General features: G+C 64.2%; 28 protein-coding genes and 1 riboswitch. Of the genes, 19 read left to right on the forward strand and 9 right to left on the reverse strand.

Annotation, left to right across the window (positions count from 1 at the left end):
- Positions 1–133: 133 nt before the first annotated feature.
- Positions 134–2974 carry an excinuclease ABC subunit UvrA gene (uvrA, locus tag WMW70_RS13980; RefSeq protein ID WP_341438076.1) on the reverse strand — a complete coding sequence of 947 codons (2841 nt, stop codon included), beginning with the start codon at positions 2972–2974 and terminating at the stop codon, positions 134–136.
- Between the two features lie 134 nt (positions 2975–3108).
- Between uvrA and WMW70_RS13985 the strand changes: the two genes are divergently transcribed.
- The 4 genes from WMW70_RS13985 to WMW70_RS14000 are packed head-to-tail and all read left to right on the forward strand — an operon-like array spanning position 3109 to position 6842.
- A complete protein-coding gene (locus WMW70_RS13985) occupies positions 3109–4497 on the forward strand; it encodes an MFS transporter (RefSeq protein ID WP_341438077.1) in 1389 nt (462 codons plus the stop codon).
- 17 nt (positions 4498–4514) lie between these two features.
- Entirely contained in the window at positions 4515–5009 is a 495-nt protein-coding gene (locus tag WMW70_RS13990; RefSeq protein WP_341438078.1) for a single-stranded DNA-binding protein, read from the forward strand.
- Between the two features lie 23 nt (positions 5010–5032).
- Positions 5033–5917: a sugar nucleotide-binding protein gene (locus tag WMW70_RS13995; protein ID WP_341438079.1), complete on the forward strand. Its 885-nt coding sequence runs from the start codon at positions 5033–5035 to the stop codon at positions 5915–5917.
- Positions 5910–6842, forward strand: a complete 933-nt coding sequence (locus WMW70_RS14000) for an SDR family NAD(P)-dependent oxidoreductase (protein ID WP_341438080.1) — start codon at positions 5910–5912, stop codon at positions 6840–6842. The genes WMW70_RS13995 and WMW70_RS14000 overlap by 8 nt, the downstream gene beginning before the upstream one ends.
- 90 nt (positions 6843–6932) lie before the next feature.
- Here WMW70_RS14000 and WMW70_RS14005 read toward each other — a convergent pair whose 3' ends face one another.
- Entirely contained in the window at positions 6933–7619 is a 687-nt protein-coding gene (locus WMW70_RS14005) for an OmpW/AlkL family protein (protein ID WP_341438081.1), read from the reverse strand.
- Between the two features lie 236 nt (positions 7620–7855).
- Here WMW70_RS14005 and WMW70_RS14010 point away from each other — a divergent pair, with 236 nt between their 5' ends.
- Genes WMW70_RS14010 through WMW70_RS14035 form a run of 6 tightly spaced genes read left to right on the forward strand, consistent with a single transcriptional unit; the run spans position 7856 to position 12713 of the window.
- A complete protein-coding gene (locus WMW70_RS14010) occupies positions 7856–8626 on the forward strand; it encodes a DUF3450 domain-containing protein (protein ID WP_341438082.1) in 771 nt (256 codons plus the stop codon).
- The gene (locus tag WMW70_RS14015; RefSeq protein ID WP_341438083.1) at positions 8623–9969 is read left to right on the forward strand and encodes a MotA/TolQ/ExbB proton channel family protein; all 1347 of its coding nucleotides are present in this window, start codon (positions 8623–8625) and stop codon (positions 9967–9969) included. Before WMW70_RS14010 ends, WMW70_RS14015 begins: the two co-directional genes overlap by 4 nt.
- Positions 9962–10510, forward strand: coding sequence for a MotA/TolQ/ExbB proton channel family protein (locus WMW70_RS14020; protein ID WP_341438084.1), 549 nt, complete (start codon positions 9962–9964; stop codon positions 10508–10510). Before WMW70_RS14015 ends, WMW70_RS14020 begins: the two co-directional genes overlap by 8 nt.
- Positions 10511–10520: 10 nt before the next feature.
- Positions 10521–10931, forward strand: a complete 411-nt coding sequence (locus tag WMW70_RS14025; RefSeq protein ID WP_325508368.1) for an ExbD/TolR family protein — start codon at positions 10521–10523, stop codon at positions 10929–10931.
- Positions 10931–11614: an energy transducer TonB gene (locus WMW70_RS14030; protein ID WP_341438085.1), complete on the forward strand. Its 684-nt coding sequence runs from the start codon at positions 10931–10933 to the stop codon at positions 11612–11614. Before WMW70_RS14025 ends, WMW70_RS14030 begins: the two co-directional genes overlap by 1 nt.
- 1 nt (position 11615) lies before the next feature.
- The gene (locus WMW70_RS14035; RefSeq protein WP_341438086.1) at positions 11616–12713 is read left to right on the forward strand and encodes a tetratricopeptide repeat protein; all 1098 of its coding nucleotides are present in this window, start codon (positions 11616–11618) and stop codon (positions 12711–12713) included.
- A gap of 209 nt (positions 12714–12922) precedes the next feature.
- Here WMW70_RS14035 and WMW70_RS14040 read toward each other — a convergent pair whose 3' ends face one another.
- Genes WMW70_RS14040 through WMW70_RS14055 form a run of 4 tightly spaced genes read right to left on the reverse strand, consistent with a single transcriptional unit; the run spans position 12923 to position 16064 of the window.
- Complete coding sequence (locus tag WMW70_RS14040; RefSeq protein WP_341438087.1) at positions 12923–13444, reverse strand: DUF3299 domain-containing protein; 522 nt, start codon at positions 13442–13444, stop codon at positions 12923–12925.
- Between the two features lie 8 nt (positions 13445–13452).
- Complete coding sequence (locus tag WMW70_RS14045) at positions 13453–14718, reverse strand: ABC transporter permease (RefSeq protein WP_341438088.1); 1266 nt, start codon at positions 14716–14718, stop codon at positions 13453–13455.
- A gap of 2 nt (positions 14719–14720) precedes the next feature.
- Positions 14721–15431: an ABC transporter ATP-binding protein gene (locus tag WMW70_RS14050; RefSeq protein ID WP_341438089.1), complete on the reverse strand. Its 711-nt coding sequence runs from the start codon at positions 15429–15431 to the stop codon at positions 14721–14723.
- A 48-nt stretch (positions 15432–15479) separates the two neighbouring features.
- Positions 15480–16064: a DUF2796 domain-containing protein gene (locus WMW70_RS14055; RefSeq protein ID WP_341438090.1), complete on the reverse strand. Its 585-nt coding sequence runs from the start codon at positions 16062–16064 to the stop codon at positions 15480–15482.
- Positions 16065–16190: 126 nt separating this feature from the next.
- Between WMW70_RS14055 and WMW70_RS14060 the strand changes: the two genes are divergently transcribed.
- On the forward strand, positions 16191–16529 hold the full coding sequence (locus WMW70_RS14060; protein WP_341438091.1) for a hypothetical protein: 339 nt from the start codon (positions 16191–16193) through the stop codon (positions 16527–16529).
- 39 nt (positions 16530–16568) lie between these two features.
- On the opposite strand, the gene trxA is transcribed toward WMW70_RS14060, so the two are convergent.
- The 3 genes from trxA to WMW70_RS14075 all read right to left on the reverse strand — a co-directional run bounded on the left by trxA (position 16569) and on the right by WMW70_RS14075 (position 18595).
- Positions 16569–17441, reverse strand: a complete 873-nt coding sequence (gene trxA / locus WMW70_RS14065; protein ID WP_341438093.1) for a thioredoxin — start codon at positions 17439–17441, stop codon at positions 16569–16571.
- A 72-nt stretch (positions 17442–17513) separates the two neighbouring features.
- Complete coding sequence (locus WMW70_RS14070; RefSeq protein ID WP_341438094.1) at positions 17514–18170, reverse strand: class I SAM-dependent methyltransferase; 657 nt, start codon at positions 18168–18170, stop codon at positions 17514–17516.
- A complete protein-coding gene (locus WMW70_RS14075; protein WP_341438464.1) occupies positions 18167–18595 on the reverse strand; it encodes a YbaY family lipoprotein in 429 nt (142 codons plus the stop codon). The genes WMW70_RS14070 and WMW70_RS14075 overlap by 4 nt, the downstream gene beginning before the upstream one ends.
- A gap of 179 nt (positions 18596–18774) precedes the next feature.
- On the opposite strand from WMW70_RS14075, the gene nrdR reads away from it, so the two are divergent.
- The 8 genes from nrdR (at position 18775) to WMW70_RS14115 (ending at position 25233) form a co-directional block, all read left to right on the forward strand.
- Positions 18775–19239 carry a transcriptional regulator NrdR gene (nrdR, locus tag WMW70_RS14080; protein ID WP_341438095.1) on the forward strand — a complete coding sequence of 155 codons (465 nt, stop codon included), beginning with the start codon at positions 18775–18777 and terminating at the stop codon, positions 19237–19239.
- Complete coding sequence (gene ribD / locus WMW70_RS14085) at positions 19239–20357, forward strand: bifunctional diaminohydroxyphosphoribosylaminopyrimidine deaminase/5-amino-6-(5-phosphoribosylamino)uracil reductase RibD (protein ID WP_341438096.1); 1119 nt, start codon at positions 19239–19241, stop codon at positions 20355–20357. The genes nrdR and ribD overlap by 1 nt, the downstream gene beginning before the upstream one ends.
- A 117-nt stretch (positions 20358–20474) precedes the next feature.
- Positions 20475–20635, forward strand: a riboswitch (FMN riboswitch).
- 166 nt (positions 20636–20801) lie between these two features.
- Positions 20802–21467, forward strand: a complete 666-nt coding sequence (locus WMW70_RS14090; protein WP_341438097.1) for a riboflavin synthase — start codon at positions 20802–20804, stop codon at positions 21465–21467.
- A gap of 12 nt (positions 21468–21479) precedes the next feature.
- On the forward strand, positions 21480–22574 hold the full coding sequence (gene ribBA / locus WMW70_RS14095; RefSeq protein ID WP_341438098.1) for a bifunctional 3,4-dihydroxy-2-butanone-4-phosphate synthase/GTP cyclohydrolase II: 1095 nt from the start codon (positions 21480–21482) through the stop codon (positions 22572–22574).
- Between the two features lie 52 nt (positions 22575–22626).
- The gene (gene ribH, locus WMW70_RS14100) at positions 22627–23103 is read left to right on the forward strand and encodes a 6,7-dimethyl-8-ribityllumazine synthase (protein WP_087515564.1); all 477 of its coding nucleotides are present in this window, start codon (positions 22627–22629) and stop codon (positions 23101–23103) included.
- Positions 23100–23591, forward strand: a complete 492-nt coding sequence (gene nusB, locus WMW70_RS14105; RefSeq protein ID WP_341438099.1) for a transcription antitermination factor NusB — start codon at positions 23100–23102, stop codon at positions 23589–23591. Before ribH ends, nusB begins: the two co-directional genes overlap by 4 nt.
- A gap of 150 nt (positions 23592–23741) precedes the next feature.
- Complete coding sequence (gene thiL / locus WMW70_RS14110) at positions 23742–24710, forward strand: thiamine-phosphate kinase (RefSeq protein ID WP_341438100.1); 969 nt, start codon at positions 23742–23744, stop codon at positions 24708–24710.
- A complete protein-coding gene (locus WMW70_RS14115; protein WP_341438101.1) occupies positions 24703–25233 on the forward strand; it encodes a phosphatidylglycerophosphatase A family protein in 531 nt (176 codons plus the stop codon). Before thiL ends, WMW70_RS14115 begins: the two co-directional genes overlap by 8 nt.
- The last annotated feature ends 15 nt before the right edge of the window (positions 25234–25248 follow it).

Genomic DNA, 25248 nt, shown 5'->3' on the forward strand with positions numbered 1-25248 from the left:
GGGAACTCTCCTTGTAGAAGTCAGGATGTCCCGCCAGTACTGCCCGGGGGACCCCAGTTTGACCTGGGCCGGGCGCAGAGGTTGCGTCTGCCGAGAAGCCGCCGAGGCGACGAAGCCTCGGCGGGCCAGCGGCTTAGCTGGCGATGCGGTCGCGTTCCAGCAAGGGTTTGAGGAAGTAGCCGGTGTGCGACTGGGGCATTTCGGCGACTTCTTCCGGCGTGCCGACGGCGATGATCTGGCCACCCTTGGAGCCACCTTCCGGGCCGAGATCCACCAGCCAGTCGGCGGTCTTGATCACGTCCAGGTTGTGCTCAATTACGACCACTGTGTTGCCGTGGTCGCGCAGGCGGTGCAACACATCGAGCAGCTGCTGGATATCGGCGAAGTGCAGGCCGGTGGTCGGCTCATCGAGGATATACAGGGTCTTGCCGGTGTCGCGTTTGCTCAGCTCGCGCGACAGTTTGACCCGCTGCGCCTCGCCGCCGGACAGGGTTGTCGCGCTTTGGCCCAGCTTGATATAGGACAGGCCGACATCCATCAGCGTCTGCAGCTTGCGCGCCAGGGCCGGCACGGCATCGAAGAACACCCGCGCTTCCTCGATGGTCATGTCGAGCACTTCGGTGATGCTCTTGCCCTTGTACTTCACTTCCAGGGTTTCGCGGTTGTAGCGCTTGCTCTTGCAAACGTCGCAGGGCACGTAGATGTCCGGCAGAAAGTGCATCTCCACCTTGATCAGGCCGTCACCCTGGCAGGCTTCGCAGCGTCCGCCCTTGACGTTGAAGCTGAAGCGCCCCGGGCCGTAACCGCGCGAGCGCGACTCCGGCACGCCGGCGAACAGCTCGCGGATCGGGGTGAACAACCCGGTGTAGGTCGCCGGGTTCGAGCGTGGCGTGCGGCCGATCGGGCTCTGGTCGATATCCACCACCTTGTCCAGATGCTGCAGGCCGTCGATGCTGTCGTGGGCGGCCGCTTCCAGGGTGGTTGCGCCATTCAGCGCCGTGGCGCTCAGTGGGAACAGGGTGTTGTTGATCAGGGTCGATTTGCCCGAGCCGGACACGCCGGTGACGCAGGTGAGCAGGCCGATCGGAATGTCCAGGTCGACATTGCGCAGGTTGTTGCCGCGCGCGCCCTTGATCTTCAGCGAGAGCTTCTTGTCCCGTGGCGTGCGCTTGGCCGGTACGGCGATCTTCACGCGCCCGGAGAGGTATTTTCCGGTCAGCGAGTCCGGGTGCGCCATGACTTCGGCAGCGGTGCCCTGGGCGACGATCTGCCCGCCGTGCACGCCGGCCCCCGGGCCGATATCGACCACGTAGTCGGCCATGCGGATGGCGTCTTCATCGTGCTCGACCACGATTACCGTATTACCAATATCGCGCAGGTGACGCAGGGTGCCGAGCAGGCGTTCGTTGTCGCGCTGATGCAGGCCGATGCTCGGTTCGTCGAGGATATACATCACCCCGACCAGGCCGGCACCGATCTGGCTGGCCAGGCGAATTCGCTGCGCTTCACCGCCGGACAGGGTGTCGGCGCTGCGGTCGAGGGTCAGGTAGTCGAGGCCGACGTTGACCAGGAATTGCAGGCGCTCGCGGATTTCCTTGAGGATCTTCTCGGCGATTTCGCCGCGGCGGCCCGGCAATGCCAGGCTGCCGAAATACTCGGTGGCATCGCCAATCGGCATGCCGCTGACGGCTGGCAGGGTTTTCTCGCCGACCCACACGTGGCGCGCTTCACGGCGCAGGCGGGTGCCGCGGCAATCCTGGCAGGCCTGGGTGCTGAGGAACTTGGCCAGTTCTTCGCGCACGCTGGTGGATTCGGTCTCACGGTAGCGCCGCTCCAGGTTCGGCACTATGCCTTCGAAGGGGTGTGAACGCTTGACGATATCGCCACGGTCATTCAGGTACTTGAAGTCGACGTTCTGCGTGCCGCTGCCGAACAGGATGCACTTCTGGTGTTCGGCGCTGAGCTCATCGAACGGCACTTCCAGGCTGAAGCCGTAGTGCGCGGCGAGGGAACCGAGCATCTGGAAGTAATAGACGTTGCGTCTGTCCCAGCCGCGGATCGCGCCCTCGGCCAGGGTCAGTTCGCCATTGACCAGGCGCTTGGTGTCGAAGAACTGTTTGACCCCCAGGCCGTCGCAGGTCGGGCAGGCACCGGCCGGGTTGTTGAAGGAGAACAGCTTGGGCTCCAGCTCGCTGATCGAGTGGCCGCACACCGGGCAGGCGAAGCGCGCGGAGAAGATGATTTCTTCACCTTCCTCGCCTTCCATCGGCGCGATCAGGGCCAGGCCGTCGGCCAGCTTCAGTGCGGTCTCGAAGGATTCGGCCAGGCGCTGCTGCAGATCACCGCGGGCCTTGAAGCGGTCGACCACGGCATCGATGCTGTGCTTCTTCTGCTTGTCGAGCTTGGGCAGTTCGTCCAGCTCGTAGATCTTGCCGTTGACCCGTACACGGACAAAACCCTGGGCGCGCAGCTCGTCGAAGATCGCCAGGTGTTCGCCTTTACGTTCGCGAATCACCGGGGCCAGCAGCATCAGCTTGCTGCCTTCGGGCAGGGCCAGGACCTGATCGACCATCTGGCTGACAGTCTGCGCTTCCAGCGGCAGGTCGTGGTCCGGGCAGCGCGGAATACCGGCGCGGGCGTAGAGCAGGCGCAGGTAGTCGTAGATCTCGGTGATGGTGCCGACGGTGGAGCGCGGGTTGTGCGAGGTGGATTTCTGCTCGATGGAGATCGCCGGCGACAGGCCTTCGATGGTGTCGACATCGGGCTTTTCCATCATCGACAGGAACTGCCGGGCATAGGCCGACAGCGACTCGACATAGCGGCGCTGGCCCTCGGCGTAGAGGGTGTCGAAGGCTAGAGAGGATTTGCCGGAACCGGACAGGCCGGTGATCACGATCAGCTTGTCGCGTGGCAGGGTCAGGTCGATGTTTTTCAGGTTATGGGTGCGTGCACCCCGGATCAGAATCTTGTCCACAAACAACGGCCTCGCATGGCGGGCGGAAAACCATCGAGTATAGGGCCTAGGGAGCAAGCGCGGCAAAGCGTCACTGCTGTGCCGCGATCATAGGTGCTGCTAGAATCGCCGCCTATTTCGACAGGGCGTTTCCCATGCATGATCCGCACAGCGAGCGCATGAGCGGCAGCGAAACCCGCGCGGCCGGTGGTCTGGCGCTGGTGTTCGCGTTCCGCATGCTCGGCATGTTTATGGTCCTGCCGGTGCTGGCGACCTATGGCATGGAGCTGCAGGGCAGTACGCCGGCGCTGATCGGCCTGGCCATCGGGGCCTATGGCCTGACCCAGGCGTTTCTGCAAATCCCCTTTGGCATGCTCAGTGACCGCATCGGTCGGCGGCCGGTTATCTATGCTGGCCTGCTGATTTTTGCTGCAGGCAGCCTGCTGGCGGCCAATGCCGACTCCATCTACGGGGTGATTGCCGGGCGCATTCTGCAGGGCGCAGGGGCGATTTCCGCGGCGGTGATGGCGCTGCTATCCGATCTGACCCGCGAGCAGCACCGCACCAAGGCCATGGCCATGATCGGCATGAGCATCGGTCTGTCGTTTGCAGTGGCGATGGTGGTCGGCCCGTTGCTGACCCGTGCCTTTGGCCTGTCCGGGCTGTTTCTCGCCACCGCCGCCATGGCGCTGCTGGGTATCGTTATCGTCGCCGGGCTGGTGCCGCGCGCCGCCGGGCCCTTGCAGCATCGCGAGTCCGGGGTGAACAAGCAGGCATTGCTGCCAACCCTCAGGCACGCCGATCTGCTGCGTCTGGATTTCGGCATTCTGGTGCTGCACGCGATTCTGATGGCCAGCTTTATCGCCTTGCCGCTGGCGCTGGTGGAGCAGGGCGGCCTGGCCAAGGAAGAGCACTGGTGGGTCTACCTGACCGCGCTGCTGGTGGGCTTCTTCGGCATGGTGCCGTTTATCATCTATGGCGAGAAGAAGCGTCGGATGAAGCATGTGCTGCTCGGCGCGGTCAGCGTGCTGCTGCTGTGTGAGCTGTTCTTCTGGTGGTTTGGCACCAGCCTGCGCGCGCTGGTGCTGGGCACAGTGGTGTTCTTTACCGCGTTCAACCTGCTGGAGGCGTCGTTGCCGTCGCTGATCAGCAAGGTTGCCCCGGCTGGGGGCAAGGGCACGGCGATGGGGGTGTATTCCACCAGCCAGTTCCTCGGCGCGGCCATCGGCGGCATTCTCGGTGGTTGGCTGTACCAGCACTACAGCCTGTCGGGAGTCTTTGCGGGCTGTGCCCTGCTGGCTCTTTTTTGGCTGGCCTTTGCTGTTACTATGCGTGAACCGCCTTATGTCACCAGCCTGCGCCTGCCGCTTTCCGTTGCGGCCTTGCAAGAAATCGGGCTGGCCGAGCGTTTACAGGCAGTGCCCGGAGTGGCGGATGCCGTAGTGGTGCGCGATGAAGCGGCCATCTATATCAAAGTGGATACCCAACAATTGGACCGCATGTCCCTCGAGCGCCTGATCGAATCGGCGCCGGTGACCTGCTGATAGCTTAGGAGAACGTTATGGCCCGTGGGGTTAACAAAGTCATTCTGGTCGGTACCTGCGGACAGGACCCGGAAACCCGCTACCTGCCGAGCGGCAACGCGGTCACCAACCTGAGCCTGGCCACCAGCGAGCAGTGGACCGACAAGCAGACCGGTCAGAAGGTCGAGAAGACCGAGTGGCACCGTGTGTCGCTGTTCGGCAAGGTCGCCGAGATCGCCGGCGAGTACCTGCGTAAAGGTTCGCAGGTGTATATCGAAGGCAAGCTGCAGACCCGCGAGTGGGAAAAAGACGGCATCAAGCGTTACACCACCGAGATCATCGTCGACATGCAGGGCACCATGCAGCTGCTTGGCGGCCGTCCGGACAACGCCGGCGGCGACTCCGCCCCGCGTCAGCAGCGCCCTGCGCCGCAGCGCGAGCCCCAGCAACAGTCGGCTCCCCGTCCGGCACCGCAGCCAGCGGCTCAGCCTGCCGCGGATTTCGACAGCTTCGACGACGACATCCCGTTCTGATCCACCCGAGCTAGCGCTTTATCATGCGTATGCGGCTGATGCTGCTGGGTGGCGGTAATGCCCTGGGGCAGGCCCTGATCCGTCTCGGTGCCGAGGAAGACATTGGCTTTCTCGCGCCGCGTCCGCCGGAGTCCGGCTGGGATCCGGCCAGCCTGACCCAGTTGCTCGATGACACCCGCCCCGATGCCCTGATCAACCTTGCCTACTACTTCGACTGGTTCCAGGCCGAAGCGGTAAGCGAGGCGCAGTTTGCTGCCCAGGAGCGCTCCGTCGAGCGTCTGGCCGAACTCTGCCAGCACCACGAGATTCGCCTGCTGCAGCCGTCCAGCTACCGGGTGTTCGACGGTTCGCGGGCTACCGCTTACAGCGAGAAGGAAGAGCCGGCACCGCTCGGTGTGCGTGGCCAGGCGCTGTGGCGGTTCGAGCGGCGCGTGCGGGCGATCTGCCCGCGGCATGTGTTGTTGCGTTTCGGCTGGTTACTGGACGACAGCAGCAATGGCTTGCTGGCACGGTTTCTCCAGCGGGCCGAGGGCGACGAGGCGCTGTACCTGGCCGACGACCGCCGTGGCAACCCGACCCCGGTCGATGACGCGGCGCGGGTGATCCTTGCCGTACTCAAGCAGCTCGATTGTCAGAGCCCGCTGTGGGGCACCTATCATTACGGCGGTCATGAAACGACCACCTCGCTGGCCCTGGGCCAGGCGGTGCTGAGCGAAGCGCGCAACTTCCGCAGCAACCTGGTCGGTGAGGTCATCGCCCAGGCCCACGCGGCCCGCCCGGATGCCGTCGAAGAGCCGCAGCACGCAGTGCTGGCCTGCAAGAAAATCCTGCACACCTTCGGCATCAAACCGCGCGCCTGGCGCTCGGGGCTGCCGAGCCTACTGGATCGTTACTATCGCCATGTCTGACGCACGCTGCATTCTGGTTACTGGCGGTGCCGGCTTTATCGGCTCGCACCTGGTCGATGCGCTGCTGGCGCAGGGTTGTCGGGTGCGGGTGCTGGACAACCTGTCGATGGGCAAGCTGGCCAATCTGCCGCTGGATAATCCGCACCTGCAGTTTATCCAGGGCGATGTCGCCGATGCGGCTGTGGTGGCGCAGGCGGTTGCCGGTTGCGCGGCCGTGGCCCATCTGGCGGCCGTGGCCTCGGTTCAGGCCTCGGTGGATGATCCGGTGGCCACTCACCAGAGCAATTTCGTCGGCACGTTGAATGTCTGCGAGGCCATGCGCCTGCATGGCGTCAAGCGCGTGCTGTTTGCCTCCAGTGCCGCGGTGTACGGCAATAACGGTGAAGGCCTGGCGATTGATGAAGAAACGCCCAAGGCTCCGTTGACGCCCTATGCGGTGGACAAGCTGGCCAGCGAGCAATATCTGGACTTCTATCGTCGTCAGCATGCTCTGGAACCGGCGATTTTCCGCTTCTTCAATGTCTTCGGCCCGCGCCAGGATCCGTCCTCACCCTATTCCGGGGTGATCAGCATCTTCACCCAGCGTACCCAGCAGGGCTTGCCGATCAGCGTGTTCGGCGATGGCGAGCAGACCCGCGACTTCTTCTACGTGGCTGATCTGGTGCAATTGCTGGTGCAGGCACTGCAGATGCCACAGGTTGTGGTGGGCGCAGTCAATGTGGGCTGGAATCAGGCGGTAAGCCTCAACCAGTTGCTGGCGGAGGTCGGTCAACTTTGTGGTGGCTTGCCCGAGGTTTGTTACTTGGCCGCTCGCCCAGGTGATATCCGCCACTCGCGCGCGGCCATTGAGCGTTTGAGGTCGGCTTATCAGTTACCCGAGCCAACGCCTTTGCTGGAAGGTCTGCGTCGTTTGCTGCAGGCGTAAGTTGTTTCCGCGCTGGATGCCTTGAACGGGGCCGGACAGCGAGCACAAAAAAGCCGGCTGCGAGAGCCGGCTTTTTTACAGTCGTTGGGCTTAGAACTTGTAGCCCAGGCCGACCATGTACACCATCGGGTCGACGTCCACATCGACCTTGACCTTGGCCCCGCCATACGAGGTGGTACCAGTGGTGTCGATGTCGATGTAACGCACCTGGGCGTTAAGCATGATGTTGTCGGTCAGCATATAGTCCATGCCTACCTGGGCCGAGAGCCCCCAGGAGTCCTTCATGTCCAGGCCGCTGAAGCCTTTGTCTTCAGCTGCGCTGCTCAGCTCGGTGTCGAAGAACCAGGTGTAGTTGATGCCGGCACCGACGTAGGGCTGGAAGGCCGAGGCCGCGTCGAGCGGGTAGTAGAGGACGCTCAGGGTCGGCGGCAGGTGCTTGAGTTCACCCAGGTTGCCGTTGAGGCCAGCAAAGGGGCCAGGCATGCCTTTAACGCCGACGTTATGGCTGAACGGGGTGGCCGCCAGCAGCTCGATGCCGATGTTGCTGGTCAGCATATAGGCGAAGTTCAGGCCCAGCTGGGTGTCGCTGTCCAGGGTCGCCTTGGTGCCGGCGACGTCGGTGTTCAGTGCGCCAACCCAGATGTCGCTGCTGCTTTCGTGCGGGTCAACGGTGATCGCACCGGCGCGCACGATAATGTCGCCCGCCTGGTAGGCGTGAGCCATGGGGGCGGCGATGGACAGGGCCAGCAAAGAAGCGGTGAGAAGAGATTTGCGCATGATGTGCTCCCAGAAAGCATCAGTTCGTATTGGCTGAGTGCGATCTTAGGCCTGCGGAAAAATCATCTTTTGATCCAGCTCAATAGATTAGCCTGCTATCTAAACCTTTAGCGCTTCGTTGCTGTCAGGGCCTTTTGGGCAGGGCCATGTATTTCTCTTCAGGCCAACGGTTGCCGGGAGAGCTTAATGCAGTTGATAATGCTTCTCTTTAAAGAACCCTCTCAAGGAATCTCTTAATGCCTCTCGTGTCGACGCGCTTGCTGGCGGTTGCCCTGGTTCTGGCCAGTGCGCCGCTTGCGGCGACATCCCTGGACGCGGCGCTGGACGAAAGCCAGCGCCTGGCCGCCGAAGCCAAGGCATCCCAGGCGCGCATCGAGAAACTCGATGACGCCAGCCGGGAAATGCTTACCGAGTACCGCAACGCCTTGCAGCAGGCTGAAGCATTACAAGGTTATAACGCCCAGCTGCGTGAACTGGTGGCGGCCCAGCGCAAGGAGCTGAGCGGCTATCAGCAGCAGCTGGACGGCATCGAGCGCACCCAGGAGGCGGTCACCCCACAGATGCGCCGTATGGTCGAGGTGCTGGGCGAATTTATCGCCGCCGATCTGCCCTTCCTGCCCGACGAGCGCAGCGACCGTCTGGTCCAGCTGCAGGACTTGCTGCCGCGTGCCGATGTCAGCCTGGCCGAGAAATACCGGCGCATCCTTGAGGCCTACCAGGTGGAAAGCGACTACGGCCGCACCCTGGAAGCCTGGCGTGGTGAGCTGCCGAGTGAAGGCACTTCGCGCAGTGTCGAATTTCTCCGTCTGGGCCGGGTGATGCTGTATTTCCAGACCCTCGATGGCCATGAAAGTGGCTGGTGGAACCCGCAAACCCGCAGCTGGCAAGTCCTCGACGGCAGCGCCCGTCGCCCGCTGCGCCAAGCCATTGCGATTGCCCGCCAGGAGCAGGCCCCGGCCTTGCTTGAGCTGCCTGTGAAGACCCTGGCGCTGGAGGCCAAGCCATGAATCCTCGTGTTCTCGCTTTTACCCTGGCCCTGCTGCCCGCCCTGGCTGGCGCTGCCGAACCCCTGAGTCCGGATCAACTGCTACAACGTATTCGCAGTGAGCGCGCGGCCGAAGTCAGCGCCATGCAAAGTCGCGAGCAGGCCTTTATTGCCGAACGCGGCGAGCGCGCCCAGCTGCTGGCCAGCGCGCGCAGTGCCCTGGCCACGCAGAAGGCCGAAGCTGAACGACTGAAGGCCGAGTTTGACCGTCAGGAAGCCGAATTGGCCGAGCAGGAAAAACTGCTGACCCAGCGCGTCGGTCACCTTGGCGAGCTGTTCGGTGTAGTCCGGCAGAGCGCCGGCGATGTCGCCGGCCACTGGCAGGACAGCCTGCTCAATGCCCAGTACCCCGAGCGCCTGGCGCGCCTCAAGGCGCTGGCCGAAAGCCGCACGCTGCCCTCGGCCGCCGATCTCGATGGCTACTGGATGCTGCTGCTCGAAGACCTCACTGCCAGCGGCCGGGTCGAGCAATTGCAACTGCCGGTGGTGGCCGCCGACGGCACGCGCACCCCGCAGGATGTACTGCGCATCGGTACGTTCTCCGCCTATGGCGCAGATGCCTTTCTGCGCTATGACGCCGATGCCGGCGAGCTGCTGGCACCGCCGCGTCAGCCGTCCGGTTTGGGCCAGGTCGAGGATTATCTGGACAGCAGCGCGGCGGTCGCCAGCCTGCCGGTTGATCCAAGTCGCGGCACCTGGCTGGCGCAGTTGCAGCGTCAGCCAAAACTGTGGGATCGCGTGCAGCAGGGTGGTCTGGTCGGCTGGGTGATTCTGACCCTGGGCGCATTCGGTCTGCTGCTGGCGATCTGGCGCATGGTCGATCTCACCCGTGTGGGTCGCGGCGTGAATACCCAGATGCATGAGCTGAGTGCGCCGCGCAGCGACAACCCGCTGGGGCGGATCATCGGCGTGCTGGGGCCGAAGCCACAGCTGGCGGATCTGGAAACCCTGGAGCTCAAGCTCGACGAAGCGATCCTGCAGGAAACCCCGCCGCTGGAAAAAGGCCAGGGCCTGCTCAAGCTGCTCAGCGCCGTGGCGCCGCTGCTTGGTTTGCTCGGTACCGTGACCGGGATGATCGTCACCTTCCAGGCGATTACCCAAGGTGGTGGCGGTGACTCGCGACTAATGGCCGACGGTATCTCCCAGGCGCTGGTGACCACCGTGCTGGGCCTGGTGGTGGCGATTCCGCTGCTGTTCCTGCACACCCTGCTGGCCAGCCGCAGCAAGGGCCTGATTCAGCTGCTGGAGCAGCAAAGCGCCGGGCTGATTGCCCTGCACCTGTCCGGGGCACCGCGCCGTGACTGATTGGCTGGCGCTGTGGTTGCGCCTGGTGGACAGCAGTCATGCCTTGCTCGATTTCATGAGCGCCGGTGGCGTGGTGATGTGGGCGCTGGCTGGCCTGTGCGTGGTGTTCTGGACCCTGGTATTCGAGCGCTTCTGGTACATGCGCCGGGTGTTCCCAGAGTGGGTCTGCGAGCGCCGCCAGGCATGGCAGCAGGTGCTGAGCGACGACACTGGCAACTGGCAGCGCGCGGTGCGCAGTGCCTGGCTGGCCCAGGCGCAACAGCACCTGCTTGGCCCGCTGCGCCTGAGCAAGACCCTGGTGGCGATGTACCCGCTGCTGGGCTTGCTTGGCACGGTCAGTGGCATGGTCGCGGTGTTCGACGTACTGGCCATCAACGGCACCGGTAACCCGCGCGGCATGGCGGCCGGGGTCTGGCAGGCGACTCTGCCGACCATGGCCGGCATGGTGTTGGCGATTAGTGGATTGTTCAGCCTGGCGCGCCTCGAACGCGATGCACGCCGGGCCCTAGAGCGGCTGGCTGACCAGCTGCGTCACGACTGAGATTCGACACATGAGAATGCGCCGTCACCACCAGCAAGACGAAGACACCGGCATCGACCTGACGCCGATGCTCGACGTGGTCTTTATCATGCTGATCTTCTTTATCGTCACCAGCTCCTTTATCAAGGAAGCCGGTGTCGAAGTGCAGCGGCCCCAGGCGCAAACCGCCAGCCCGCAGGACAAAGGCAATATCCTCATCGCCATCACCGCCGACGGGCAGGTGTGGATGGACAAGAAAGTTGTCGATGTACGCAGCGTGCGTGCCCATGTCGAGCGCATGCGCGTCGACCAGCCGGACGGTGCCGTGGTGGTCCAGGCAGATCAGGACGCGCGCACCGGCCTGGTGGTGCAGGTGATGGACCAGGCGCGCCTGGCGGGTGTGCAGGACGTGGCCCTGGCCGCCACGGCGGGAGCGCTTTGATGCGTTTGCCCCTGTCCTTTGTCGCGGCCTGTGTGATGGCGCTGGCGCTGTTCGGCCTGATGCTCTACATGGTCGCGCCGCCCAGCAGCACGCCGAGTGAGGAACCGCTGACGGTGGCCAATTTCGTTCGTCTGGACGGTGACTCCAGCGATACCGCGACGCGCACCCGCCAGCAGGCACCGCAGCCGCCGCAAGCACAAACGCCGCAGCCCCCGACCCCAGCGACGCCGATGGCGGCCACCCCGAGCGCCAACCTGCCGGCCCTGGATCTGCCGGTGCCGAGCCTGAGCAGTGGCATTGCCGTCAACAGCGCACCGACGCCGAGTTTGACTGGTCTGGCGGCAGGTGCCGCAGCGCCAAGCGTGCCAGCCCCGAGCGATGCGGGTGGTCAGCCCGGCGGCCCGGAAAGTGAAGTGATGCCGCTCAACGATGTCAGCCCGGATTACCCGCGATACGCCTTGCAGCGTGGCATCGAAGGCCACGTGAAGCTGGCGTTCACCATCAACCGTGCGGGCGCGGTGGAGAATCTGCGGGTTATCGAAGCCAGCCCGCAGAACGTGTTCGAGCGTGATGCCCGCCGCGCCGCCGTGCGCTGGCGCTTTGCGCCGCGTACCGAGGGTGGTCTGGCGGTGGCCCGCGAAGCGGTGAAAACCCTGTACTTCCGCCTGGAAGGAGGTCGCTGATATGTATCGTCTGGTGTTGCTGATCGCGCTGTGTAGCGCTGGTGCCGCGCAGGCGGCGGGGCAGAGCGTTGATCCGGGCGTGTTTCGCGCCCTGGATACGGCGCAGAGCGCACAGAAGAAGGGCGACTACGCGGCCGCGCGCCGCGCTCTGGATGCTGCCAAGGGCACGCCGGGCAGCCTGGAAGAGGCGCTGCTGTGGCGCAGCGAGGGTTATCTGGCCTGGGCCGAAGGGCAGAACGGCAAAGCCATCGAACTGCTGGAGAAGGTACTGAAGAGCGGCAAGCTGGACGCCGAGCTGCAGGCCGCTGAAGCTTTGAATCTGGCCCGCCTGAACCTGGTCGAGCGCCGCTACGCTCGGGTGGTGACCCTGCTCGCGCCGAGCCAGGCCTACGCCAGCGAAGAGGTGCTGCAGATGCTGGTGCAGGCCTATCAGGGGCTCAATCAGCCGGCCAGGGCGCTGCCTCTGGCCGAGCGTTATGTGCAGGCCAATCCCCAGGCCGCCGACAGCTGGTTGCAGTTTCTCGTCGCAATGAATGCGGACCTGAAGAAATATGCCGCGGCCGAGCGTTGGCAACGGCAACTGCTGGCGCGTCAGCCGAATAATGCCCAGGGCTGGCGTCAGCTGGCGGCCTTGCAGCAGCTGAGCGGCAGCCATGACAAGTCGCTGGCGACCCTGCGCGCGGCGTACCAGAAGGGCCTGCGTTTCAGCGAAAGCGAACTGGATAATCTGGTGCTGCTGGCCGGGGCCGCCGATCAACCCTGGCAGGGGGCCAAGCTGCTCGCCGGGATGCTCGATCAGGGCCTGCTACCGCGCACCAGTGCCCGCGAGGAGCGCCTGGGCCTGCTCTGGTGGCAAGCCCGTGAGCGCAGCAAGGCCGCCCCGATCTTCCGTGAGCTGGCGCAGCGTTCTGGCAGTGCCAAGCACTGGCTGAACCTGGCCCAGCTGGAACTGGAGCAGGCGCGCTGGCAGGCCGGGCTCGACGCCCTGGCCAAGGCCGAGCGTGCCGGTGCCGAGCGCAGCAAGGTGCGCGCCTGGCGTAACTGGGCGGAAAGCGAGTTGAGCTACCAGCGGGAAAAGCATGTGGCCAGCGCGGGCTAGTGGGCTGCCGGTTTTTGGCGCGCAATAGCGTGTGGCACGCCGCTTTTGTAGGGTGGGTTAGCCGCCTGTCGCCATTGCCAAGCATCACGCCACTCGAGACGCGGCGTAACCCACCATCGGCGCAACGCGGTCGATCGTACGCGCCATGATCGTGTTTGGTTGATCGGTCGGCGTACTGCGTCGCTAACCCAGTCTACGGCTCAAGGCGTTCAGCTATCCGGCAGCTCATAGGCGTAAATTTTTTCCGCCTCCATCTGGTAGCCCGCTTCGGCCAGCTCGCTGCTGGTCTGCTCGACCTTCATCGATCCTTCGATCCAGAACGGCTGGTACAGCGCATCAAGCAGCACGCCCAGCTCGCTGGTGACGTGGACGATCTGATTCGACGGCGGTGGTGGCACATGAATGCAGGCACCGAAGTAGGGCACCAGCAGGAACTCGGTCACCCGGCCTTCATCGGTGACATCCAGCGGCACAATATAGCCCGGCAGTTTTACCGACTGGCCGTCCAGCTCTTCCACCACCGGTGCGGTGGGCGATTGCTGCATGGCCGCCGCACCGGATTCGGCGAGGGCGTCGGCCAGCTGCGAGAGATCATGGATCGGTGCCGGCTCAACGGCTTGTGGCGGCGCATCGGCTGGGACCATTTCCGACCAGGTCAGCTCGCGCACCTCGGCAGCCGCCAGGGGCAGGGCCAGGGTGAACAGCAGGGTGGCGAGCAGGGAGCGGTGCATGGAAAGCCTCATAAACGGATCGATAAGCCATCGGCCAGGGATTGGCGATACGCGCGCCAAGCCGGAACACAGCCCATCAACAGGGCGGCGCTCAGGATAGCGCCGAGCAGCGTCCACTCATAGCGGGTCGGCAGATTCAGCGGCAGGTACAGGCCGTAATTCGCCTGCACGTAGCCCTGGGCCGCGGCGATCCCCAGGTACAGCAACAGCAAACCGAGCAGCACGCCGGCCAGGGCCAGGGCAAAGGCCTCGACGATCAACAGGCTGGCGATATGCCAGGGCCGCGCGCCCACCGAGCGTAGAATCGCCATTTCCCGGCGGCGTTCGTTAAGGCTGGTGAGAATCGCCGTGAGCATGCCGATCAGCCCGGTCAGTACGACAAACAGCGACACCACGAACAGCGCTTTCTCGGCGGTACCCATCAGGCTCCACAACTCCTGCAGGGCCACGCCGGGCAGGATCGCCAGCAGCGGCTCGCCGCGAAACTCGTTGATCTCCCGCTGCAGGCTGAAAGTGGCGATCTTGCTGTTCAAACCGAGCAAGACGGCGGTGATCTGCTTGGGCTGCAGATCCATGGCCCGCGCCTGGGAGGCCGAGACCTTGGCCGCGCCGCGTGCCGGCATGCCGTTCTGCCAGTCGACATGCAGGGCCTCCATGCCGGCCAGCGAGATATGCAGGGTGCGGTCCACCGGGGTGCCGGTACGGGCGAGGATGCCGACTACTTTGAATGGCTTGTCGTCATGTTTGACCAGGCTGATGGTGGCCACGCCATGGGCCAGCACCAGTTCCTGATCCAGCTGGTAATTGAGCGCCTGTGCGACTTCGGCACCGAGCACCACTTCAAATGGGTCATCGACAAAGGCGCGTCCGCTGCTCAGTTGCAGCGGCTGGCTGCGGGCATAGCGGTAGTGCTCGAAATACGCAGGGCTGGTGCCCATCACCCGGTAGCCACGGTGCGAGTCGCCCAGGGAGATCGGGATGGCCCACTTGACCTGGCGATGGTCGGCGAAGTGCTCGAAGCTGTCCCAGCGAATATTGTTGGTGGCGTTACCTATGCGGAATACCGAATACAGCAGCAGGTTCACGCTGCCAGAGCGCGCGCCGACGATCAGGTCGGTGCCGCTGATGGTGTTGGCAAAGCTGGCGCGGGCCTCGGTGCGTACCCGCTCGACCGCGAGCAACAAACACACAGAAAGCGCGATGGCGAACACCGTCAGCCAGGCGGTAAAGCGGCGGTTGCCCAGGCTGGCCAGGGCGAGACGCAGTAGATACATCGTTAAATCTCCGCCAGGCGGGTGGCATTGTTCAGCTCGGCCAGCGACAGGCTGCGGTCGAACAGGCGCGCCAGGCTCTGATCGTGGCTGACAAACAGCAGGCTGGAACCGGCTTCGCGGCACTCGGCAAACAGCAGTTCGAGAAAGGCTTCGCGGGCGTCGGCATCCAGGGCCGAGGTGGGTTCGTCGGCGATCACCAGCTCCGGCTGGCCGATCAGCGCACGGGCGGCGGCCACGCGCTGCTGCTGGCCGATCGACAGGTCACCGGCGCGGCGCGCCAGCAGTTCCGGCTGCTGCAAGCCCAGGTGGGCGAGCAGGGCGCTGGTGGCCTTGGCCACGCTGCCATGGCGCTGCACCGCGCGGCTGGCGCGCAGCTTGGAGAAATGGCAGGGCAGTTCGACGTTCTCGCGTACCGAGAGAAACGGCAGCAAATTGAACTGCTGGAAGATATAGCCGGTGTGATCGACTCGGAAGCGGTCGCGCGCGCCTGCGGACAGGGTGCTGAGGTCCTGGTCGAGCAGTTGAATGCTGCCGCGATTGGGTTTCTGCACGCCGCCGAGCAGGCCCAGCAAGGTGGTCTTGCCGCTGCCGCTGGGGCCTTTGAGAAACAGGCTTTCGCCGCGTTGCAGGGTGAAACTGTCGATGTCCAGCAACTCGGGCTGGCCGGGCCAGGCAAAGCCGAGGTGGGACAGTTGGATCAGGGCTGAACTCATAAAGTAAGCGGCCGGGTTACCCCGGCCGTTCTGCTGCAAAAGGGGTGGTTAGAAACTCAGGGTCGGCTGCGCGGGCGTCAGTTCCAGGCCCTGCTGGCCATTCGGGCCGATCAGTTGTACCTGAATTTTCTCGGTGGCGGGGAAGCGCTTGAACAGCTCGCCCAGGTCGAGTTGTTGCAAATCTTCAGGCTTCTGGCAGTCGAGGCTGTAGTGCGCGTGGATATCGCTGTGCTCGCTGTCATGGGATTTTTCGTGCTCGTGCTCATCTGAGTCGGCGTGCTTGGCGAACAGCGGGCTTTCCACTTCCTGCTTGCTGATAGTGCAGTCGCCGGCGTTCAGGCCGAACAGCACCTGCGGTTGTGTCAGCTGGCTGCGGGCTGCAGCGACCTTGGCTTTGTCAGCGGTGCTCTTGGCGGCATGTTCGAAACCCACCAGATTCATCGCCGGGCTTTCCAGCTCCAGTTCCAGGACCTGGCCGTCGAGCACCACATTGAGCATCGCCGCGCCGTGCTCATGGGCATCCAGGCTGCCGTGTTCTGCGTGATCGTGGTCGTCGTGTTCATGGCTGTGTTCGGCAGCCAGGGCGGCAAGGGGCAGCAGGGCGAAAGGCAGGGCAAGTAGCAGGCGGCGCATGGCGGTCTCCGGTCGAGAATATTAACTTGTTACGTTATAACAATTTTATGATGGTTGTGGCCAGCCTTCCTTGGCGGCCCGCTGCGGACGTGGGAGCATGGCGGCTGATCAGTTGAGGGCAGAGTGATGGTGCGAATTCGTGGGCAGATCGGTGCCTGGCCGGTGGACCTGACGGTTGAACTGGATGCGCAGGATTGGGCGCAGCTGGCTCAGCACATTCCCCTTGAGGCGGCACCTGCGCCGGCAGCCGCCGCCGCGCCAGTAGCCAACGATGCCTTGTGGCAGACCACGCTGGAACTGCTGCGCCAGGCCGGACAGATCGAAGGGCCGCAGTTGCTTGGGCAACTCGCAGGGTTGGCGGGCGGGGAGGCTGCAGGCAAGCGCCTGCTGGTGCGTCTGCGCCATTGCGCGCAGGTGCGGATGGAAACGGGCGTTGATGCGCTTATCTATCATTGGGTGGGCTAAACCGCGTCGATGGGGGTTACCCATCGACGGTCGTGGCGATCAGTAAATCGCCTGATACAGCTTGCGCCGGTAGGCGGTGACCAGCGGGTGATCATTGCCCAGCAGGTCGAAGACCTGCAGCAGGGTCTTGTGCGGCAGGCCGTCGGCGTAGCTGCGGTTGCGGATAAACAGCTTGAGCAGGGCGTCCAGCGCCGGCTCGTAGTGCTGGCGCGCCAGTTGCTGGATGGCCAGCTGGTAGCTCGCTTCATCGTCATCTGCGTTTTGTGCCAGGCGGGTTTTCAGGCTGGCGACATCCGGCAGCTCGCCAGCCAGGCGCAGAAAGGTCAATTGCGCGCGGGCACCGGCCAGGGCCTGCTTATGTTCATCGCCTTTTACCGCGCTCAGCACCACCTCGGCTTCGCCCAGCTCGCCACGTTCGGCCAGGCAGCGGGCGTAGAGAATCAGCGCCGCGGCGTGTTCGTTGTTTTCCGTCAGCAGCACCTTGAGCACCGCTTCGGCGTCGGCAAAGCGGCCTTCGCTGAATAGCGCCTGGGCCGCCTCCATTGGGTCGGCGGCTGCAGGGGCCGGCTCGGCGACGTGAGGCTTGAGCATCTCGCGGATCGCCGCCTCGGTCTGTGCGCCGGCAAAGCCGTCGACCGGCTGGCCATCCTTGAACAACACCACGGTGGGCAGGCTGCGGATGCCGAAGCGGGCGACGATGTCCTGTTCGATATCGCAGTTGACCTTGGCCAGCAGCAACTCGCCGCGGTATTCCTCGGTGATTTTCGCCAGCAGCGGCATCAGCGCCTTGCACGGCGCGCACCATTCGGCCCAGAAGTCCACCAGCACCGGCTTCTGGAACGAGTTCTCGATCACCAGCTGTTCGAAGCTGGCGCTGCCTGCGATATCAAAGATGTAAGGGGAGTCGCTCATGGTCGGTCTCGGCTGGGCGAAGTGATAAGTGGACTATAAATGCGGGCGCAGGTTGCTGGAAACAAGCCCGCCTCAGGCGCGCTCGGCGTGGTACAGGCTGACATGGCGAAACTCCGCCGGCTCGGCCAGATCCGGCCAGGTGCAGGCTTCGAGTACGCCGAGGCGCTGATAGAGCGGGTGTTGGAAGTCGCGCACTCGGGAGTCCGCCACCAAAGCCTCACGGCCACGGCTGAGGAACTGGTCGAGCAGCGGCAGGTTGGCGCGGTCGTAGAGCACGTCGGCGACGATAATCAGGTCGAAGCGGTCGGCCTCGGCGAAGAAGTCTGCGGAGTAACTCAGCTGCACATCATTGAGCGCGGCATTGGCCTGGCAGGCGGCGATGGCCAGCGGATCGAGGTCGCAGGCCACCACTTCCAGCGCGCCGGCCTTGGCTGCGGCAATCGCCGCCACGCCTGAGCCAGCGCCGAAATCCAGCACGCGCTTGCCGCGCACCCACTCGGGGTGTTCGGCCAGCCAGCGCGCCAGAACCAGGCCGCTGGCCCAGCAGAAGCACCAGTAGGGCGGTTCTTCGAGGATCAGGCGGGTTTCTTCCGGGCTGAAACAGCGATCCATATTCGCCGGGTCGATCAGCCATAGCTTGATTGCGGTGCCGGGCAGGGTTTGCGCGCTGAGCTGGGCGTCACCCAGCCGTTCGTTGAGTGCGGCCTGCAGGGCGACCGGTGCCGTCACGGTGCCGGTACCAGGCGCAGCTCGCCGAGGGCCTGGGTTTCGCCATGGGCAATCGGTAGTTCGGGCAGGCGCAGAATCAGTCGGCCGGCCTGATTGGCGCGGCCATGCAGCTCAATGCGACTGTGCTTGTTAAAAGTTTCCGGATTGAACGGCAGGCGAAACGCCAGCGGGTTGCCGGTGCCGCGCAGCTGAATATTGCCCAGCAGCGCCTGCGGCCGGCCGCGCTCATCGACCGCCAGCAGGGCCAGCTCCACATCCGCCTCATTGGGCACATTCAACAGGCTGCCGCTCAGCTCGCGCTGATAGGCTGGCAGCGGTGCTTGAACCGGTGCGGGCGGAGTGGGTTTGGCGGGCGGCGGGTTGTCGCTGGCGCAGGCGGTCAGCAGGGCGAGCAGGCTCAGTATTATCAGCGGTTGTAGCGGCACGGGGGCTTTCATCGAGGGTATCAACTCCGCTGGTTTGGATGGGCGCCTGTATACCGCAAACCCCTCGGCTTGTCTTGCCCGGGGGATGCGCTAACATGGCGGCCTGCGGTTCAGGGGTTGCTGACGTTTCGTCGCTGCTCGCTGCGAAACCTCAATTGGCCCAAGGTTAGCTTTAATCTATGCATTGTCCCTTTTGCGCTGCCAACGACACCAAAGTCATCGATTCGCGCCTGGTTGCCGAGGGCGAGCAGGTGCGCCGTCGGCGCGAATGCCTGGCCTGTGGCGAGCGCTTCACCACCTTCGAGACCGCCGAGCTGGTCATGCCGCGGCTGATCAAGCAGGACGGCAGCCGCCAGCCATTCGATGAAGACAAGCTGCGCGCCGGCATGCAGCGCGCCCTGGAAAAACGCCCGGTAAGCATCGAGCGCCTGGAAGCGGCCATCGCCCATATCAAGCACAAGCTGCGCGCCACTGGCGAGCGCGAGATCAAGTCGCTGGTGCTCGGTGAACTGGTGATGGGCGAGCTGCAGAAACTCGACGAAGTGGCCTATATCCGTTTTGCCTCGGTGTACAAACGCTTTCAGGACCTCAACGAGTTCCGTGAGGAAATCGATCGCCTGTCCCGCGAACCCGCCCAGAGCTGATGATGAACAGCGACCATGCCCTGATGGCCCGCGCCCTGGAGCTGGCCCGTAAAGGCCTGTATTCCACCCATCCCAATCCCCGTGTCGGCTGCGTTATCGTCCGCGATGGGGTCATCGTCGGCGAAGGCTGGCATGTCCGCGCCGGCGAGCCCCATGCCGAGGTGCATGCCCTGCGTCAGGCTGGCGACCAGGCCCGCGGTGCCACCGCCTACGTCACTCTGGAACCTTGCAGCCATCATGGCCGCACCCCGCCCTGCGCCGATGCGTTGGTTGCGGCCGGTGTGGCGCGGGTGGTGGTGGCCATGCAGGACCCCAATCCACAGGTCGGCGGCAGCGGTCTGCTGCGCCTGATGCAGGCCGGGATCGCGGTGCAGGGTGGGGTGCTGGAGGCCGAGGCGCGGGCGCTCAACGCCGGCTTTATCAAGCGCATGGAGCAGGGGTTGCCGTTTGTCCGGGTCAAGCTGGCCATGAGCCTGGATGGCCGTACCGCCATGGCCAGCGGTGAAAGCCAGTGGATTACCGGGCCGGCGGCGCGGGCCGCGGTGCAGCGCCTGCGCGCCCGTTCCAGCGTGGTGCTGACCGGGGCCGACACCGTGCTGACCGACGCCGCGCGCCTGACCGTGCGCCCCGACGAACTGGGTCTGGACCTCGAGCAGACTGCCCTGGCCGCCAGCCGCGCGCCGTTGCGGGTGCTGGTCGATGGACGTCTGCGGGTACCGCTCGATGCCGCCTTCTTCCAGGCCGGCGCGGCCATGGTGGCGACCTGTGCGGCCGCCGAGGCGCGGGATCGCTATCTGAACGAGGGGCACGAACTATTGGCCTTGCCCAGCAGCAGTGGGCAAGTGGATCTGCAGCGCTTGCTGGCCGAGCTGGCGCAGCGCGGGGCTAATGAAGTGCTGGTGGAAGCCGGGCCGCGCCTGGCCGGGGCCTTTGCTCGCCTGGGTCTGGTGGATGAGTACCAGCTGTTCGTCGCGCCCAAGTTTCTCGGCTCCAGTGCGCGACCCTTGCTGGAGTTGCCACTGGAGCGGATGGCCGATGCGCCGGCGCTGAAAATTGTCGAGATGCGCGCGGTCGGGGATGACTGGCGGATTATCGCGGTGCCACAGCCGGCTGTTTGATGGGCGGGCATTAGCGATGACGAGTCATTAGCGATGGCACACCATTCATCCTGTCGTTTGCCGATGCAGGGCGTCGGCAATTTGTGGTAAAACGCCTCTCGGCTGCGCAAGTAGCCGTAACGTTCTCAGGGCGGGGTGTGATTCCCCACCGGCGGTAATGGCTGCAAGGCCTAGCCCGCGAGCGCTTGTCAGGAGCGGTGTAAGCCGCTTGGCAAGGACAGCAGACCCGGTGTGATTCCGGGGCCGACGGTTAAAGTCCGGATAAAGAGAGAGCGGGATTGCCTCAACAAGGCGCGTTCAGGCGCGCCTCGAAATCCCTATCGATCAAACGCGCCCTGTTTTTATAAAACAGGAGTTGGTTTAGATGTCTGATTTTTATTCTGTGCCCCGGGCTTCTGGCGTTGTTCGCCAGTGCTTTGCTGTGGGCGCGACGCAGGGGGTGGCATGTTTACCGGCATAATCGAAGCCATTGGCAGCATCCGCGCGTTGACCCCCAAGGGCGGCGATGTGCGGGTCTATGTCAGCACCGGCAAACTCGATCTGGGCGACGTCAAGCTGGGCGATAGCATTGCGGTCAATGGCGTCTGCCTGACCGCCGTGGAGCTGCCCGGCGATGGCTTCTGGGCCGATGTCAGCCGCGAAACCCTGGCGCATACCGCCTTTATCAGCTTGAAAGCCGGCAGCCCGGTCAATCTGGAGAAGGCGCTGACGCCCACCAGTCGCCTCGGCGGTCACCTGGTCAGCGGCCATGTCGATGGCGTCGGTGAAGTCATCGCCCGCGCCGATAACGCCCGCGCCGTGCAGTTCACTATTCGCGCACCGCGCGAGCTGGCCAAATATATCGCCCACAAGGGGTCGATCACCGTCGATGGCACCAGCCTGACCGTCAATGCGGTCAACGGTGCCGAATTCGAGCTGACCATCGTGCCGCACACCCTGGCCGAGACCATCATGGTCGACTACCGCCCCGGCACTCAGGTCAACCTCGAGGTGGATCTGCTGGCGCGTTATCTGGAGCGCCTGCTACTCGGCGACAAAGCCGCCGAGCCGAGCAAGGCCGCTGGTATGACGGAAAGCTTTCTGGCCGAACACGGCTACCTGAAGAATTAAGGAATCGCCCGCATGGCTCTTAACAGCATCGAAGAACTGATCGAAGACATCCGCGCCGGCAAGATGGTCATCCTCATGGATGACGAGGACCGCGAGAACGAAGGCGACCTGATTATCGCCTCCGAGTGCGTCAAGGCCGAGCACATCAACTTTATGGCGCGCTTCGCCCGCGGCCTGATCTGCATGCCGATGACCCGCGAGCGCTGCGAAACCCTCAAGCTGCCGCTGATGGCACCGCGCAACGGTTCCGGCTTCGGTACCAAGTTCACCGTGTCCATCGAGGCCGCCGAAGGGGTGACCACCGGTATCTCCGCCGCCGATCGCGCACGCACCGTGCAGGCCGCCGCCGCGAAAAGCGCCAAGGCTGAGGATATCGTCAGCCCCGGCCATATCTTCCCGCTGATGGCCCAGCCCGGTGGCGTACTGGCCCGTGCCGGCCACACCGAAGCGGCCTGCGACCTGGCGCGCATGGGCGGTTTCGAGCCGAGCGGGGTGATCTGCGAAATCATGAACGACGACGGCACCATGTCCCGTCGCCCCGAGCTGGAAGAGTTCGCCAAGGAACACGGCATCAAGATCGGCACCATCGCCGACCTGATCCACTACCGCCTGATCCACGAGCGCACCGTCGAGCGCGTCAGCGAGCAAGTGCTCGACAGCGAGCTGGGCCAGTTCAACCTGGTTACCTACCGCGATTCGGTGGAGAACGACGTGCACATGGCCCTGACCCTGGGCAGCATCTGCGCCGAGGAGCCGACCCTGGTGCGGGTGCACAATATGGACCCGCTGCGCGACCTGTTTATGGTCAACCAGCCGGGCCGTTGGAGTCTGCGCGCAGCGATGAAGCAGGTGGCCGCAGACGGCAGCGGCGTGGTGCTGTTGCTCGGCAACCCGCTGACCGGCCCGGACCTGCTGGCGCACCTGGAGCGCCAACTGGGCGGCGAAACCAAAGTCGCCAACCCGACCACCTACAGCACCGTCGGTGCCGGCTCGCAGATCCTCCGCGACCTGGGTGTGCGCAAGATGCGCCTGATGAGTTCGCCAATGAAGTTCAATGCAATATCCGGTTTCGATCTGGAAGTTGTAGAATACCTGCCCTCTAAATAATCCCAAGGGTCGCCGATGGCGGCCCGGCTCTTTAATACAGACGAGATTCGCTATGACCCTGAAGACCATCGAAGGTACTTTTATCGCCCCCAAGGGCCGCTTTGCCCTGGTGGTTGGCCGCTTCAACAGCTTCGTGGTCGAAAGCCTGGTAAGCGGCGCAGTTGACGCTCTCGTGCGCCATGGCGTGAGCGAAAGCGACATCACCATCATCCGTGCGCCGGGTGCCTTCGAAATCCCGCTGGTGGCGCAGAAAGTCGCCCAGCGTGGCGATTTCGACGCCATCATCGCCCTCGGTGCGGTGATCCGCGGCGGTACCCCGCATTTTGAATACGTGGCGGGCGAGTGCACCAAGGGCCTGGCCCAGGTTTCCATGGAGTTCGGCGTGCCGGTAGCCTTCGGCGTACTGACCGTCGATTCCATCGAGCAGGCCATCGAGCGTTCCGGCACCAAGGCCGGCAACAAGGGCGCGGAAGCTGCATTGTCCGCCCTGGAAATGGTCAGCCTGCTGGCGCAGCTGGAGGCCAAGTGAGCCAGAACGACGGTAACGGGCAGCAGCCACAAGCGCCGAAAAAAGGTCCCAGCACCAAGACTCTCGCGCGCCGTCAGGCGCGCTCCCTGGCCATGCAGGCGTTGTACTCCTGGCATATGGCCGGGCAGCAGCTGAACGAGATCGAAGCGCAGTTTCGCGTCGATAACGACTTCAGCGCCGTTGATGGGGCCTACTTCCACGAGATTCTGCACGGCGTGCCACGGCAGAAAAGCGAGATCGACGGGGCCTTCGAACCGCTGCTCGATCGTCCGATCGCCGAGATCGACCCGGTCGAACTGTCGATCCTGCGTCTGTCGACCTACGAGCTGAAAAACCGCATCGATATCCCTTATCGCGTGGTGATCAACGAAGGCATCGAGCTGGCCAAGGTGTTCGGTGCCACTGACGGACACAAGTTCGTCAACGGCGTGCTGGACAAGCTGGCACCGCGTTTGCGGGCGGACGAAGTTCGCGCCAACAAGCGTTAAGGTTTTTTGGGATGCTTGATTTACGATCTTGCGAGCTAGAGTCCTGCAAGGCAAAAGCAGGCGAGGAAGCGGAGTGTGCTGTAGCACATGAGCATTTCGAGCCTGCTTTTAACGCAGCAGGGCCGACGCGCAGCAGATCGTTGCCATCTCATGGGTGAGTTCGAGCTTATCCGTCAGTATTTCGCCGCTGCGTCCTGTGCGCAGGCTGGCGAAGGTGTGGCATTGGGCATCGGCGACGATTGTGCCCTGCTGCAAGTGCCGTCTGGCGAGCAGCTGGCCATTTCTACCGACACCCTGGTCGCCGGGGTGCATTTCCCCGAATCTGCCGATCCTTTTCTGCTGGGCCAGCGTGCCTTGGGCGTTTCGGTCAGTGACCTGGCCGCCATGGGCGCGGCACCTGTCGGCTTTACCCTGGCCTTGACCCTGCCCAGTGCCGAGCCGGATTGGCTGCGGGACTTTGCCCGTGGCCTGGATCAGATGGCGCAACACTGCGCGATTCGCCTGATCGGCGGCGATACCACCCGTGGCCCCCTGAGCCTGACCCTGACCGTCTTCGGCCGCGTGCCGACGGGTAGGGCGCTGACCCGCAAAGGCGCGCAGGTCGGTGATCTGCTCTGCGTCGGCGGTGAGCTGGGTGATGCCGCCGGTGCCTTGCCGTTGGTGCTTGGCCAGCGACAAGCGGAGCCCGCCGTGGCCGAGGCGCTGCTGGCGCGTTACTGGTCGCCCATGCCGCAGCTCGATCTGGGCCTGGCGCTGCGCGGCAAGGCCACGGCTGCACTGGATATTTCCGATGGCTTGCTGGCCGATTGCGGGCATATCGCCGCGGCGTCCGGCGTGGCGTTGCTGATTGAACAGGCGCAGGTGCCGATATCCGCCGCCTTGCGGGCATTTGCCGGGGAGACGGTGGCGCGCCAGTGCGCATTAAGCGGTGGCGATGATTACCGGCTGGCCTTTACCCTGCCGGCCGCGCATCTGGCCGATTTGCAGCAGGCGGGTTGGCCTGTGCGAGTTATTGGTCGTGTGGTGGCCGGCCAGGGCGTTACTCTGCTGAACTCGCAAGGCCAACCCGTGCAGCTGCCACGCAGCGGCTATCAACATTTTGGAAGTGCCAGTGACTGATCATCCCAAGCAAGTCCCCGCCGAGTTCGTCCCGCCTTCGGTCTGGCGCAACCCCTGGCACTTCCTGGCCTTCGGTTTTGGCTCCGGCACCTTGCCGAAAGCCCCGGGCACCTGGGGCTCGCTGGTGGCGCTGCCGTTTATTCCGCTGTTTCAGATGCTGCCGGACTGGGGCTACTGGCTGATGCTCGGCATCACCATGCTGTTCGGCTTCTGGCTGTGCGGCAGGGTGGCCGACGACCTGCGGGTGCACGACCACGAAGGCATCGTCTGGGACGAAATGGTCGGCATGTGGATCACCCTCTGGCTGGTGCCGGACGGTTGGGGCTGGCTGCTGCTAGGCTTTCTATTGTTCCGCGTGTTCGACATCCTCAAGCCCTGGCCGATCCGCTGGATTGACCGGCACGTGCATGGCGGTGTCGGCATCATGCTCGATGACGTGCTGGCTGGCGTGTTCGCCTGGATAACCCTGCAGTTGTGTGTCTGGGGCTGGGCCAATGGCATGTCGGCAGCACTGTTGGGTTGATCATCGGTTGGGCTG

The sequence above is a fragment of the Pseudomonas sp. XK-1 genome, assembly GCF_038069885.1.
Lineage (GTDB): Bacteria > Pseudomonadota > Gammaproteobacteria > Pseudomonadales > Pseudomonadaceae > Aquipseudomonas.

Coding starts and splice junctions, on each gene's coding strand:
- WMW70_RS13985 (WP_341438077.1), top strand. CDS start 3,109: ATGCATGATCCGCACAGCGAGCGCATGAGCGGCAGCGAAACCCGCGCG.
- WMW70_RS14040 (WP_341438087.1), bottom strand. CDS start 13,444: ATGCACCGCTCCCTGCTCGCCACCCTGCTGTTCACCCTGGCCCTGCCC.
- WMW70_RS14090 (WP_341438097.1), top strand. CDS start 20,802: ATGTTTACCGGCATAATCGAAGCCATTGGCAGCATCCGCGCGTTGACC.
- WMW70_RS13990 (WP_341438078.1), top strand. CDS start 4,515: ATGGCCCGTGGGGTTAACAAAGTCATTCTGGTCGGTACCTGCGGACAG.
- WMW70_RS14045 (WP_341438088.1), bottom strand. CDS start 14,718: ATGTATCTACTGCGTCTCGCCCTGGCCAGCCTGGGCAACCGCCGCTTT.
- WMW70_RS14050 (WP_341438089.1), bottom strand. CDS start 15,431: ATGAGTTCAGCCCTGATCCAACTGTCCCACCTCGGCTTTGCCTGGCCC.
- WMW70_RS14060 (WP_341438091.1), top strand. CDS start 16,191: ATGGTGCGAATTCGTGGGCAGATCGGTGCCTGGCCGGTGGACCTGACG.
- WMW70_RS14030 (WP_341438085.1), top strand. CDS start 10,931: ATGCGTTTGCCCCTGTCCTTTGTCGCGGCCTGTGTGATGGCGCTGGCG.
- thiL (WP_341438100.1), top strand. CDS start 23,742: ATGGGTGAGTTCGAGCTTATCCGTCAGTATTTCGCCGCTGCGTCCTGT.
- ribH (WP_087515564.1), top strand. CDS start 22,627: ATGACCCTGAAGACCATCGAAGGTACTTTTATCGCCCCCAAGGGCCGC.
- WMW70_RS14010 (WP_341438082.1), top strand. CDS start 7,856: ATGCCTCTCGTGTCGACGCGCTTGCTGGCGGTTGCCCTGGTTCTGGCC.
- WMW70_RS14015 (WP_341438083.1), top strand. CDS start 8,623: ATGAATCCTCGTGTTCTCGCTTTTACCCTGGCCCTGCTGCCCGCCCTG.
- ribBA (WP_341438098.1), top strand. CDS start 21,480: ATGGCTCTTAACAGCATCGAAGAACTGATCGAAGACATCCGCGCCGGC.
- nrdR (WP_341438095.1), top strand. CDS start 18,775: ATGCATTGTCCCTTTTGCGCTGCCAACGACACCAAAGTCATCGATTCG.
- WMW70_RS14055 (WP_341438090.1), bottom strand. CDS start 16,064: ATGCGCCGCCTGCTACTTGCCCTGCCTTTCGCCCTGCTGCCCCTTGCC.
- WMW70_RS14005 (WP_341438081.1), bottom strand. CDS start 7,619: ATGCGCAAATCTCTTCTCACCGCTTCTTTGCTGGCCCTGTCCATCGCC.
- WMW70_RS14025 (WP_325508368.1), top strand. CDS start 10,521: ATGAGAATGCGCCGTCACCACCAGCAAGACGAAGACACCGGCATCGAC.
- trxA (WP_341438093.1), bottom strand. CDS start 17,441: ATGAGCGACTCCCCTTACATCTTTGATATCGCAGGCAGCGCCAGCTTC.
- ribD (WP_341438096.1), top strand. CDS start 19,239: ATGATGAACAGCGACCATGCCCTGATGGCCCGCGCCCTGGAGCTGGCC.
- WMW70_RS13995 (WP_341438079.1), top strand. CDS start 5,033: ATGCGTATGCGGCTGATGCTGCTGGGTGGCGGTAATGCCCTGGGGCAG.
- WMW70_RS14035 (WP_341438086.1), top strand. CDS start 11,616: ATGTATCGTCTGGTGTTGCTGATCGCGCTGTGTAGCGCTGGTGCCGCG.
- WMW70_RS14000 (WP_341438080.1), top strand. CDS start 5,910: ATGTCTGACGCACGCTGCATTCTGGTTACTGGCGGTGCCGGCTTTATC.